At 71.4% G+C, this 11,882-nt stretch carries 11 protein-coding genes; 10 read left to right on the forward strand and 1 reads right to left on the reverse strand.

Features of this window, described 5'->3' with window-relative positions:
• The first annotated feature begins 9 nt into the window (after positions 1–9).
• The 9 genes from JOE46_RS01515 (at position 10) to JOE46_RS26205 (ending at position 10,372) form a co-directional block, all read left to right on the forward strand.
• Complete coding sequence (locus tag JOE46_RS01515; RefSeq protein WP_097212731.1) at positions 10–480, forward strand: GNAT family N-acetyltransferase; 471 nt, start codon at positions 10–12, stop codon at positions 478–480.
• A gap of 167 nt (positions 481–647) precedes the next feature.
• Positions 648–2,588, forward strand: a complete 1,941-nt coding sequence (locus JOE46_RS01520) for a magnesium chelatase subunit D family protein (RefSeq protein ID WP_209926013.1) — start codon at positions 648–650, stop codon at positions 2,586–2,588.
• A gap of 23 nt (positions 2,589–2,611) precedes the next feature.
• Complete coding sequence (gene cobO, locus JOE46_RS01525) at positions 2,612–3,232, forward strand: cob(I)yrinic acid a,c-diamide adenosyltransferase (protein ID WP_209926016.1); 621 nt, start codon at positions 2,612–2,614, stop codon at positions 3,230–3,232.
• The gene (locus JOE46_RS01530; RefSeq protein WP_374102877.1) at positions 3,229–4,617 is read left to right on the forward strand and encodes a cobyrinate a,c-diamide synthase; all 1,389 of its coding nucleotides are present in this window, start codon (positions 3,229–3,231) and stop codon (positions 4,615–4,617) included. Before cobO ends, JOE46_RS01530 begins: the two co-directional genes overlap by 4 nt.
• Positions 4,610–4,975, forward strand: coding sequence for a cobalamin biosynthesis protein (locus tag JOE46_RS01535; protein ID WP_209926020.1), 366 nt, complete (start codon positions 4,610–4,612; stop codon positions 4,973–4,975). The genes JOE46_RS01530 and JOE46_RS01535 overlap by 8 nt, the downstream gene beginning before the upstream one ends.
• Positions 4,976–5,012: 37 nt before the next feature.
• Positions 5,013–6,239, forward strand: a complete 1,227-nt coding sequence (gene cobA, locus JOE46_RS01540) for a uroporphyrinogen-III C-methyltransferase (RefSeq protein ID WP_097212736.1) — start codon at positions 5,013–5,015, stop codon at positions 6,237–6,239.
• A gap of 86 nt (positions 6,240–6,325) precedes the next feature.
• Positions 6,326–7,729 carry an MFS transporter gene (locus JOE46_RS01545; RefSeq protein ID WP_097212806.1) on the forward strand — a complete coding sequence of 468 codons (1,404 nt, stop codon included), beginning with the start codon at positions 6,326–6,328 and terminating at the stop codon, positions 7,727–7,729.
• Positions 7,730–7,847: 118 nt separating this feature from the next.
• Entirely contained in the window at positions 7,848–9,152 is a 1,305-nt protein-coding gene (locus tag JOE46_RS01550) for an alpha/beta hydrolase (protein ID WP_209926022.1), read from the forward strand.
• 38 nt (positions 9,153–9,190) lie between these two features.
• Positions 9,191–10,372: a sensor histidine kinase gene (locus JOE46_RS26205; RefSeq protein WP_097212738.1), complete on the forward strand. Its 1,182-nt coding sequence runs from the start codon at positions 9,191–9,193 to the stop codon at positions 10,370–10,372.
• On the opposite strand, the gene JOE46_RS01560 is transcribed toward JOE46_RS26205, so the two are convergent.
• Positions 10,348–11,007: a response regulator transcription factor gene (locus tag JOE46_RS01560; RefSeq protein WP_269588194.1), complete on the reverse strand. Its 660-nt coding sequence runs from the start codon at positions 11,005–11,007 to the stop codon at positions 10,348–10,350. The genes JOE46_RS26205 and JOE46_RS01560 overlap by 25 nt on opposite strands.
• A gap of 138 nt (positions 11,008–11,145) precedes the next feature.
• Between JOE46_RS01560 and JOE46_RS01565 the strand changes: the two genes are divergently transcribed.
• A complete protein-coding gene (locus JOE46_RS01565) occupies positions 11,146–11,874 on the forward strand; it encodes a class I SAM-dependent methyltransferase (RefSeq protein WP_209926024.1) in 729 nt (242 codons plus the stop codon).
• Positions 11,875–11,882 lie beyond the last annotated feature (8 nt).

Here is an 11,882-nt window from a genome sequence, read left to right on the forward strand (position 1 = left end):
TCACACCGTATGACGGCAACAGCGGCGCTGCACCGCGCCTGGGCGCTCGATCTGGACCTCCGCACGCTCTATGACCTGCTGAGACTGCGGGTCGACGTGTTCGTCGTGGAGCAGGCCTGCCCGTACCCGGAATTGGACGGGCGGGACCTGCTCCCCGGCACCAGGCACCTGTGGATCGAGCAGGACGGTCAGGTCGTGTGCACCCTCCGCCTGATGGAGGAGCACGACGACGGCAGCTCCTACCGCATCGGGCGGCTGTGCACCCACCCGGACGCGCGCGGGCACGGGCACACCACCAGGCTGCTGCGCACGGCGCTCGCGGAGGTCGGGTCCGCGCCGTGCCGGCTCAGCGCGCAGAGCCACCTGGTGGACATGTACGCCAAGCACGGGTTCACCCCCGACGGCGAGGAGTTCATCGAGGACGGGATCCCGCACGTGCCGATGCGGCGCGGTGGCGGCGAGCCCTGGCGCGAGGTCTAGAGTCAGGGTCCGACAATCCCTGCCGCGGGGAAGTCCTGTGTGAACCAGGCACGGTCCCGCCACTGTGATGGATCCGGCCACGTCCGGAACCGGAGTCAGATCGCCGCGGCAGCGGGTAGAGGTCCGAACCCTCGGCGTGGACACCGGGGAGTGAAGGGAAAAACGCTGTGGCACAAGCTGGTACCGGGTCCGAACCGGGTTTTCCGTTCAGTGCGATCGTCGGTCAGGACACGCTCCGGCTCGCCCTGACCCTCTGCGCCGTGCACCCCGGAATCGGGGGAGTGCTGGTGCGGGGCGAGAAGGGCACCGCGAAGTCGACGGTGGTGCGCGCGCTCGCCGCGCTGCTGCCGCCCGTCGACGACGGCAACGGTGGCAGGCCCGCCCGGCTGGTGGAGCTGCCGGTCGGCGCCACCGAGGACCGGGTGGTCGGCTCGCTGGACCTGGAGAAGGTGCTGCGGGACGGGGAGCGGGCCTTCCAGCCCGGGCTGCTGGCCGCGGCCCACGACGGCGTGCTCTACGTCGACGAGGTCAACCTGCTGCACGATCACCTCGTGGACGTGCTGCTCGACGCCGCCGCGATGGGTCGCGTGCACATCGAGCGCGACGGCGTCTCCCACTCCCATCCCGCGCGGTTCGTCCTGGTCGGGACCATGAACCCGGAGGAGGGCGAACTCCGCCCGCAGCTGCTCGACCGATTCGGCCTTGCCGTCGACGTGGCGGCCTCGCGCGAGGTGGACGTCCGCATGCAGGTGGTGCGCCGCCGACTCGATTTCGAGGCCGACCCCGCCGGATTCGCGGCCCGGTACGCCGACGAGGACTCGGCGCTGGCCCGCCGCATCGCCGCGGCAAGGGCGGCCCTGCCCGCCATCGAACTCAGCGACACCGAACTGCGCCGCATCGCCGCGCTGTGCGCCTCCTTCGACGTCGACGGCATGCGTGCCGACCTGGTGCTGGCGCGGACGGCCACCGCGCACGCCGCCTGGCGCGGCGCCGAGGCCGTCGGCGAGGAGGACGTGCGGATCGCCGCGGAGCTGACGCTCCCGCACCGCCGCCGCCGCGACCCGTTCGACGAGCCGGGCCTGGACCCGCAGCAGCTCGAGGACGCGATGCGGGACGCGGCCGAGCAGGCGAACCAGCCAGAACCCGAGCCGGAGCCCGATCCCGACGGTCCCGGTGGCGGCGCGCCCGAGCCCGAGTCCGACGGGGCACCGACCCCCGACGACGCCCAGCAGTCCGCCGAGCCGAGCGAGACCGAACGGCCCGGCCCGGCCCGCGCCCCCGAACGCCAGGCCGCGGCGCCCTCCGCGCAGTTCAAGACCCGGCTGCTGACCATCCCCGGCGTCGGCGAGGGCGCGCCGGGCAGGCGCTCGCGTTCACGCTCCGCTCAGGGCCGGACCGTGCGGCCCACCACCGAACCGGGACGCGGGCTACACCTGGTCGGCACCCTGTTCGCGGCCGCCGAGCACCAGGTCGCCCGCGGACGGCGGGACGGCCGGATGCTGTTGGCGCCCGGCGACATCCGCGGGGCGCACCGCGAGGGCCGTGAGGGCAACCTGGTGGTCTTCGTGGTCGACGCGTCCGGCTCGATGGCAGCGCGGGACCGGCTCTCCGCGGTCACCGGCGCCGTCGTCTCGCTGCTGCGCGACGCCTACCAGCGCCGCGACAAGGTTGCGGTGATCACCGTGCGGGGTGCCGCCGCCGAGTTGGTGCTGCCGCCCACCTCGTCCGTCGACGTCGCGGTCCGGCGACTGCGCTCGCTGCGTACCGGCGGCAAATCCCCACTGGCGCAAGGATTCCTGAAGGCCCGCGAGGTGGTGCTGCGGGAGAAGGTGCGCGACCCCCAGCGTCGGGCGATGGTGGTCGCGCTGACCGACGGCCGGGCGACCGGCGGGACCGACCCGGTCCATCGCGCCCGGGTGGCCGCGACCCTGCTGGCGGGCGAGTCGGTGGCCTCGGTGGTGGTGGATTGCGAGTCCGGCATGGTGCGGCTGGGCCTGGCCCGCGACCTGGCGACCGCGCTGCGGGGCGCCTACATCCGGCTCGGCGAGCTCTCGGCGGAGCAGGTGGCCGGTGTGGTCCGGGCCGGTACCTCGAAGCTCGCGGCCTAGAACGGAAAGAGGAGTAAGAGACGATGCCCAAGGGTGTACCGCTTCCCGAGAACGTCCCCGACGACGGCCTGACCACCCGGCAGCGCCGCAACGCGCCGGTGCTGGCCGTGCACACGGGTCCCGGCAAGGGGAAGTCGACCGCCGCGTTCGGGATGGCGCTGCGAGCCTGGAACCAGGGCTTCGACATCGGGGTGTTCCAGTTCGTCAAGAGCGCGAAGTGGAAGGTCGGTGAGGAGTCGGCGTTCCGCGCGCTCGGTGAGCTGCACGAGTCCACCGGAATCGGCGGACCGGTGCAGTGGCACAAGATGGGCGAGGGCTGGTCCTGGACCCGCAAGAAGGGCGAGGACGAGGACCACGCCCGCGTCGCGCTGGACGGCTGGCGCGAGGTGGCCCGCCGGATCGCCAACGAGGAGCACAAGTTCTACGTCCTGGACGAGTTCACCTACCCGCTCAAGTGGGGCTGGGTGGACGTCGACGAGGTGGTCGAGGTGCTGAATGCGCGGCCGGGGAACCAGCACGTGGTGATCACCGGTAGGGATGCGCCGCAGGCCCTGATCGAGGCGGCCGACCTCGTCACCGAGATGACCAAGATCAAGCACCCCATGGACGCCGGACGCAAGGGCCAGCGGGGCATCGAGTGGTGAACACCGTTCCGGCGGTCGTCATTGCCGCACCCGCATCCGGCAGCGGAAAGACCACCGTCGCAACGGGTCTGATCGGCGCCCTGCGCGCGGCCGGTGATCGGGTGGCGCCGTTCAAGGTCGGGCCCGACTACATCGACCCGGGCTATCACGGCCTCGCCGCGGGCCGCGTCGGACGCAACCTGGATCCGGTGCTGGTCGGCGCGGACAGGGTCGGCCCGCTGTACCGGCACGGCAGCGCGGGCTGCGACATCGCCGTCGTCGAGGGCGTGATGGGCCTGTTCGACGGCAAGATCGCGGACCCGGCGCCCGAGGGCGCCGCGGAGGGGTCGACCGCGCAGGTCGCCGGGTTGCTCGGCGCCCCGGTCGTCCTGGTCGTGGACGCCCGCGGCCACAGCCAGTCGCTGGCAGCGGTGCTGCACGGCTTCGCGACCTTCGACAGCGGCGTCCGGATCGGCGGGGTGATCCTGAACCGGGTCGGCAGCGAGCGGCACGAACAGGTGCTGCGCCAGGCCTGCGACCGGGTCGGGGTGCCGGTGCTCGGGGTGGTGCCCAGGCTCGCGGAGCTGGCGGTGCCCTCGCGGCACCTCGGACTGATCACCGCCGTCGAGCACGGACGGGCCGCCACCGACGCGGTGGACGCGATGACCGAGCTGATCGCGCGGCACGTGGACCTGCCCGCGGTGCGGGCGCTGGCCCGCTCGAGCGTCGGCGTGCCGGCCTGGAATGCCGCGGACGAGGCCGGTACGGACGCGCCGGGACCCGATCCCGTGGTGGCGCTGGCCGGTGGCTCGGCGTTCACGTTCGGCTATGCCGAGCATCGCGAACTGCTTGAGGCGGCGGGCGCGCGGGTGTGCACCTTCGACCCCGCCGTCGATCAGCTTCCCGAGGGCGCGGCCGCGTTGGTGCTGCCGGGCGGGTTCCCGGAGGAGCACGCGCCCGAGTTGGCGGCGAACATCCCGCTGCTCACCACCGTCCGCGAACTGGCGCGCCGCGGGATGCCGATCCACGCCGAGTGCGCGGGCCTGCTGTACCTGGCACGTCGTCTCGATGGGCACCCGATGGCGGGGGTGATCGGGGTGGATGCTGAGTTCGGAAAGTCGCTGACCCTGGGCTATCGGGAGGCCGTCGCGCTGGGGGAGTCGGTGCTGTTCGAACCGGGGACGAGGGTGGTCGGTCACGAGTTCCACCGGACCCGGCTCACGTCGGCCTCGGTGGACGGCTGGGCCCCGGCCTGGGGCTGGCGGGCGGCGGGAACCTCGGCGCGGGAAGGCTTCGCGGGCGGCGGCGTACACGCCTCCTATCTACACACCCATCCCGCGGGGAACCCGGCCTCCGTGCGCCGGTTCGTCTCCGCGGCAAGAGATTTCGAGGCGTCCAATGGGTGATCTGGTGGTGGGCATCGGTGCCCGCGACGGGGTGGACCCCGACACCGTGCTGGCTGCTATCAGCGCCGTCGTCGACGACCCGACCGAGCTGCACGCGCTGGCCACCCTCGAACGCAAGGCCACCGAGTCCTCGATCGCCATTGCGGCGGCCGAGCTGGGTGTACCGGTGCTCGGGTTCACGGCCGACGAACTCTCGGCCGTGGACGTGCCGACACCGTCAGGACGGGTCGCGGCCGAGGTCGGGACGCCGAGCGTCGCCGAGGCCGCGGCGCTCCTCGGCGCGGGCGGCGGCGACCTGCTGGTGCGCAAACGCGCCCGCAATGGCGTCACCGTTGCCGTCGCCCGTAATGTTTGGTAGCCCGAAGACCCCCGACATCCCAGTCAAGGAGCGCGAAGTGCCAGCAGCGGCCGGAGACGAGCCCAACTACCTCGTAGGGCTCAACCTGACCGATCGACGGGTGGTCGTCGTGGGCGGCGGCACCGTCGCACAGCGGCGCCTGGGCCTGCTCGTGGCCTGCGGGGCGAGGGTGCACGTGGTCAGCCGCGCCGTCACCCCCGCCGTCGAGGCGATGGCCACCGGCGGCCAGATCACCATCGACCTGCGCGCGTACGCCGACGGCGACCTGGACGGCGCCTGGTACGCCATCGCCTGCACCGACGAGCCGGACACCAACGCCGCCGTCGTCGCCGAGGCGGAGCGCAGCCGCATCTTCTGCGTCCGCGCGGACAGTGCCCGCAACGGCACCGCCGTCACCCCCGCGAGCGCGTCCTTCGACGGGCTCGAGCTCGGTGTGCTGGCGGGCGGCGACCACCGCCGCTCGGCCGCGGTGCGCACCGCGCTGGTCGAGGCCCTGCAGTCCGGTGGCGTGGTGGACGTCGCCGAGCCGCACGTGCCCGGCGTCGCGCTGGTCGGCGGCGGACCCGGCGACCCGGATCTGATCACCGTCCGCGGCCGCAGGCTGCTGGCCCGGGCCGACGTCGTCGTCGCGGACCGGCTGGCGCCGCCCGAGCTGCTCGCCGAGCTCGGCCCCCAGGTCGAGGTCATCGATGCGGCGAAGATCCCGTACGGCCGCGCGATGGCGCAGGAGGCGATCAACGCCGCGCTGATCGACGGCTACAAGGCCGGCAAGTTCGTGGTCCGGCTCAAGGGCGGCGACCCGTACGTGTTCGGCCGCGGCTTCGAGGAGCTGCAGGCCTGCGCGGCCGCCGGGGTGCCGGTCACCGTGGTGCCGGGCATCACCAGCGCGATCGCCGTGCCGTCCGCGGCCGGGATCCCGGTGACCCACCGCGGCGTCACCCACGAGTTCGTGGTCGTCAGCGGGCACATCGCCCCGGACCACCCCGATTCGCTGGTGGACTGGTCGGCCCTGGCGAAGCTGCGCGGCACCCTGGTGCTGCTGATGGCGGTGGAGCGGATCGAGAAGTTCGCCGCCGTGCTCACCGAGGGCGGTAGGCCGGCCGAGACCCCGGTGACCGTGATCCAGGAGGGCACCACGCGCGCTCAGCGGGTGCTGCGAGCCGATCTGGCGACCGTCGCGGCCCGGGTCCGCGAGGAGAACATCCGCCCGCCCGCGATCGTCGTGATCGGGCCGGTCGCGGGCCTGACCGCCGACGCGCAGTAACCTGGGCGACCGTGCCTGACTCCACTGTCGTGAAGTACCCCGTGACCACGCGAGCCTTCGGTCTCGCCATCGTCGTCCTCGGCGGTATGCAGCTGATGATGGTGCTCGACGGGACCGTCGCCTCGCTGGCCCTGGCCCGGATCCAGCAGGATCTCGACCTGAGCGACGCGGGCCGGAACTGGGTGATCACGTCCTACGCGCTGACCTACGGCGGCCTGATGCTGCTCGGCGGACGGCTCGGCGACGCCTTCGGGCGCAAGCGGGTCTTCATCGGCGGCGTGGTGCTGTTCACGGTGGCCTCGCTCATCTGCGGACTCGCCACCGGTGAGGTCTCGCTGATCGCGGCGCGGGCGCTGCAGGGCGTGGGTGCGGCGATCGCGTCGCCGACCGCGCTTGCCCTGGTGGCGACGACATTCGCGCCCGGCCCGGTCCGCAACCAGGCGATCGCGATCTTCGCGGCCATGACCGGCATCGGTTCCGTGACCGGACTGATCGTCGGCGGCGCACTGACCGAGGTGTCCTGGCGCTGGATCTTCCTGATCAACGTGCCGATCGGGCTGCTGATCATCGGCCTCGCCATTCCCTCGCTGGTGGAGACCGGCGCCGAGCGGCTCAAGCTGGACGTGCCGGGTGCGGTGCTCGCGACCCTGGGCTGCACCGGCGTGGTCTTCGGGTTCACCGAGGGCGCGGAGATGGGCTGGACGAGCCCGCCGGTGATCGCGGCGCTGGCCGTGGGGCTGGGCATGCTGGCGGCGTTCCTGCTGGTCGAGCGCAGGGCGGAGAACCCGCTGCTGCCGTTCTCGCTGTTCCGCAACGGGAACCGGGTGGCCACCTTCATCGCGATCGCGCTGGTGGGCGCGGTGATGTTCAGCCTGGCGCCGTTCGTGGCGCTGTACGTGCAGGACATCCTCGGCTACAGCCCGCTCGCCGCGGGCATGGCGTTCGTGCCGTTCGCCTTCGGCCTCGGCGCCGCCGCATTCGTGGCGTCCAAGCTCGCGGTCCGCGTCCAGCCCCGGTGGCTGATCGTCGCCGGCACCGTCCTGACCACGCTGGGCCTGCTGTACGGCTCCACGCTGGACACCTCGGCGACCTACATGGGCAACCTGTTCATGCTGGTGGTCGGCGTCGGATTCGGTGTCGGCCTCGCGGTGGTGCCGCTGCCGCTGTGCGCGATCGCCGGGGTCGGGCAGCACGAGATCGGCCCGCTGTCCGCGATCGCCCAGGTCGCACAGGTGCTCTTCGGCCCGATCGGGCTGGCGATCGTCGGCGCGATGGCCACGTCCAAGACGCTCTCGCTTGGCGGCACCTCCGGGGTGGCGTCGACCATGAACGCGGACCAGCTGTTCGCGCTCAGCGAGGGCTATACGACGGCCCTGCTCGGCTGCGCGATCTTCGCCGCCCTCGCCGCCGTCGTGGCCCTGTTCATCCGGTTCACCCCGCAGCAGGTCGCACAGGCGCAGGCCGCGGAGAAGGCGGCGCAGGAGTCCTAGCGGTGCCGGAGGCCGCACCTGTCCCGCTCCGCCTGTGGCGACCGTCCAGTATGGTGCGACGAACAGGCAATGACGGGGGACAGGACCTGCAATGACGGCTGAGCCGCGAGAATCGGCAATGCCCACGAAGGCGCGCAGTCGGTGGCGTATCGCCCTGGGGGTGGTGACCATCGTCCTCGGAATCGTGGTGGCGATCGTCGTCGGAGCGCTGGCGGTGGGCCTGGTGGCGCTCGCGGTTGACATCCCGGCGCTGTTCCTCGGAGCGGGATTGGCCGGCGCCGTCGCCGTCTGTTTTCTGGTGAGCTGGTGGGGTTTTCGGCTGACGGGGGCGCGTCGTGCGAAGGTGGGTGCGGCCGGACTGAGCGTGGTGATCGGCGTGGCCGTCGCCGCGCTGGCAGCATCGACGATCCTCAGTCCGTTCCCTGCTCAGCCGGACTCCGCGGTGCCGTCGGACGTCCAGTACTGGGACCTGCCGACCGGTTCGCGCATCGCCTACGTCCACGCCCCGGCCGCCGCACTCCCGACCCCGAAGCCGCCGGTGATCTTCGTGCACGGCGGACCGGGAACACCCGGCGAGGGAATACCGGTCGGCGGCGCCGAACTCGCCGCCCAGGGGTTCGACGTGTACGCGTATGACCAAGTGGGGGCGGGCCGTTCGACCCGACTCGACGATGTCACCGACTACACCGTGCAGCGCCAGGTGGCCGATCTCGAAGCGATACGGCAAGAACTCGGTGCCGAGCAACTCGTCCTGGTCGGACGGTCCTGGGGCGGATCGCTGACGGCGCAGTACATCGCTGCGCACCCCGATCGCGTCGCGAAAGCCGTCTTCGTCGCGCCAGGAGCGATCTGGCCGACGGCATTTCCCGACGGCGTCGGCGAACCCTGGCACGAGATGGATCCCGCCCAGCAGGCACGCTACGACGAACTGATGGGCAACCCGCGCATTCTCGCCCAATCGCTGTTGATGGGCGTGAATCCCCAAGCCGCACATGCGTTCGTCCCCGACGCCGAGGCCGACTCGTGGATGCACGAGGTCGCCCTCACCGGCCGCGACGGGGCCTCGTGCTCACGCGAGGTCACCACGCCGCCGCACGACAATCTGCAGGGGTTCTACGTCAATCAGATGACGACGGCCGATTTCGGCTCCATCCCGGATCCCAGGCCTGCGCTCACGAACGCGCGGGTTCCCGTCCTGGTCATGGCGGCCCAATGCGACTTCCTGCGCTGGCCGGTCTCACGCGAGTACCGAGACACCTTCCCCCACTCCACGCTGGTCGACATCCAGGGTGCCGGCCACGGGGTCTCGACGGACCAACCGGAGATCTACACAGGCTTGCTGGAGACGTTCCTGAACGATCAGCCGCTCCCGCTCCCCGCCTATACATCCATGGACCCTCCGCCCGGACGATGGACCAACTGACGGAGCGTTCGTGATCGGATACGCGACATACTCAGCGTGTGACCGCCCTCGAGGAGTACCGCCGGAGGCTCGAGCCCCGTCTTCCGCGGATTCGCGACATCGCGCTGCTGGCGGCGACGATCTTCGTCCTTGTCGGGCGGTTCGTGCAGGCGGGCGACCATTCGGCGCAAGCATTCTGGTTGTCGGCGATTTCGGTCGCCGCCGCCACGACGCTGTGGTGGCGCCGCCGGTATCCGATCGCGATCACGTGCGTCGGCATTCTCGTGTGTGCTCTGTCCGGGTCGAATCTGATGATGCTCGTCGCGATCTGCACCCTTGCGGTTCGCCGCCGGGACCGATGGCTCTGGATCCTGGCGGTGGCCGGGGCGCTGACGGACGCCGTGTCCGAGTCTTTCCGGCGTACCGCGGAGGACTATCCGACCGTGCTGGGCTCGGCATTGTTCGCGATCGCCGCCTTCGCCGTTCTCGGCGCCTATATCGGCCTGCGCCGCGCCTATCTGGACGGACTTCACGATCGCGTCCGTCAGGCGGAAGCCGAACGCGAGGCACGAGCGGCCCAGGCTCGGCTGGCCGAACGCAGCCGCATCGCCCGCGAGATGCACGACGTGGTGGCGCACAAGGTCTCGTTGATCGCACTGCACGCCGGCGCCTTGCAGGTGACCCGCGCACCGGATGCCGACCGCGTACACCGCAGCGCGACGCTGATCGCCGACACCGCCCGCGGTGCGCTCGAGGATCTGCGCGGCGTGCTGGGCGTGCTCCGGGACTCGTCCGACGAACCCGCGCCGGAACCGCCGCAGCCGCTGCTGCGGGACATTCCCGCGCTCATCGCCGCGTCGCGTGCCGCGGGCGTCCCGATCGTGGAGGACATCCGCGCGGACCTGGACCGTCCGGCACCCTCCGTGCTGGCGCACGCGGCCTTCCGCGTGACCCAGGAGGCGCTGACGAACATCCACAAGCACGCGGCGGGCGCCGCCACCACGATCGCGATCGACGGCGCACCCGGCGACCGTCTGAGCATCGAGATCGTCAATGCGGCGCCGGCAGAATCCTCGGCGACCACGACCCTGGGCGGGTCCGGAGCGGGACTGGAGGGGTTGAGCGAGCGCGTCATGGTCGCCGCGGGAACGTTCGAGCACGGGCCCACCGCCGACGGCGGCTTCCGGGTGTTCGCAAGCTTGCCGTGGCCCAGCCGTCAGCCGGACTCGCCGAGCAGCTGAGCGTCACGCGCCACCAGCGCCGCCTGGACCCGGTTCGAGACGTCAAGAGCGGTGAGAATTCGACTGACGTGCGCCTTCACCGTGCTTTCGCGCATCGACAGCCTCTCCGCGATGTCGGCGTTGGAGTCCCCACGCGCGACCCGCTCGAGGACCTGCGTCTCGCGCGGGGTGAGGCGCGCGATGCGCTCTGCCGCGGCCTGGGCGGACTCGGCTGTCTGTTGGTGGAATCGGTCGATGAGCGCCCGCGCCGCGCCGGGATGCAACATCGACCCGCCCGCCGCGACGACGTGGACCGCTCGGAGAATCTCCGCGGGAGGTGTCTCCTTGAGCAGGAATCCGTCTGCCCCTGCCGCGAGCGCCGAATACACGTGCTGGTCCAGATCGAACGTGGTGAGCACCAGGATGCGCGGACGGGACGGCAGTGCCGCGATCCGGCGCGTCGCCTCGATCCCGTCCATCGTCGGCATCCGGATGTCCATCAGCACCACGTCGATGTCACGGGACCGAACAACTCGCACCGCATCGGCGCCGTCCGACGCGTGCGCGACCACGGACAGTTGGTCGTCGGTGGCGAGCATGTCGGCCAACCCCTGGCGCACGAACGGATCGTCGTCGACGACGAGGATGGAGATCACGTTGCGAATGTACCCGCGGAATCGGCTTCGGCATCGACTGTTTCGACCGATCGCCGGTGGTACCACCTACTTTCGTCGGGGGTGCCGGTGGCCGGATTGCCGATGCGGCCCACCGTGCCGCGCCCGCACTGTGGGGACATGATGAATTTTGCCGCCAGGATCTCTCCGACACGATTCGGCGGCCACGCGCTGTTTGCCGCCGAGGCCGGCCGCGACCTGCGGACGACGGGCGCGATCGCGCCGAGCAGTCCCCGACTGGCACGTGCGCTGACGGAGTCGATCGCCCGTTCCACCGATACCGCGCTGTCGATCCTCGAGGTCGGTGCGGGGACGGGTGCGCTGAGCCGGGCGATCGCGGCCCGCATCGGCCCGGACGACACCTTGACCTGTGTCGAACGGAACCCGCGACTCGCCGCGTACCTCCGAGCGGAGATCGGTGTCGATCCGGCTCTCCGCGCCTGCGCGGAGCGGATCGTGATCCGCCAGGCCGACATCGTCGGACTCCCGGCGGCCGAAAAGTACGACGTCATCGTGGTCGGACTCCCGTTCGCGAACTTCACCGAGAACGAGACGCGTGCGATCTGCGAAGCCCTGGACGGGGTACTCAAGCCCGGCGGCTGCATCACCTACTTCTCGTATCTCGGCGGTGCGGCGGTCGACCGGTTTTCCGGGGAACGGCACCGTCGGCACCGCCGAGGCAGCGCACGGGCGCTCGCCGAGTTCCGCGCACGCTTCCGCCAGGATCGCGTCAAGGTCTGGACCAACCTGCCGCCCGCCTACGCCTGGACGCTCACGAAACCGGGAGTGGCCCAACCCGATCCCCATGTCGGTACCGGGAATCCGCACACCAAACCGATCACCGCGTAAGGGAGTCG

Origin of the sequence: Rhodococcus sp. PvR099, assembly GCF_017833315.1 — a bacterium.
Classification (GTDB): domain Bacteria; phylum Actinomycetota; class Actinomycetes; order Mycobacteriales; family Mycobacteriaceae; genus Rhodococcus_G; species Rhodococcus_G oryzae.

Coding starts and splice junctions, on each gene's coding strand:
- JOE46_RS01515 (WP_097212731.1), top strand. CDS start 10: ATGACGGCAACAGCGGCGCTGCACCGCGCCTGGGCGCTCGATCTGGAC.
- cobO (WP_209926016.1), top strand. CDS start 2,612: ATGCCCAAGGGTGTACCGCTTCCCGAGAACGTCCCCGACGACGGCCTG.
- JOE46_RS01535 (WP_209926020.1), top strand. CDS start 4,610: ATGGGTGATCTGGTGGTGGGCATCGGTGCCCGCGACGGGGTGGACCCC.
- JOE46_RS01545 (WP_097212806.1), top strand. CDS start 6,326: ATGCAGCTGATGATGGTGCTCGACGGGACCGTCGCCTCGCTGGCCCTG.
- JOE46_RS01550 (WP_209926022.1), top strand. CDS start 7,848: ATGCCCACGAAGGCGCGCAGTCGGTGGCGTATCGCCCTGGGGGTGGTG.
- JOE46_RS01565 (WP_209926024.1), top strand. CDS start 11,146: ATGATGAATTTTGCCGCCAGGATCTCTCCGACACGATTCGGCGGCCAC.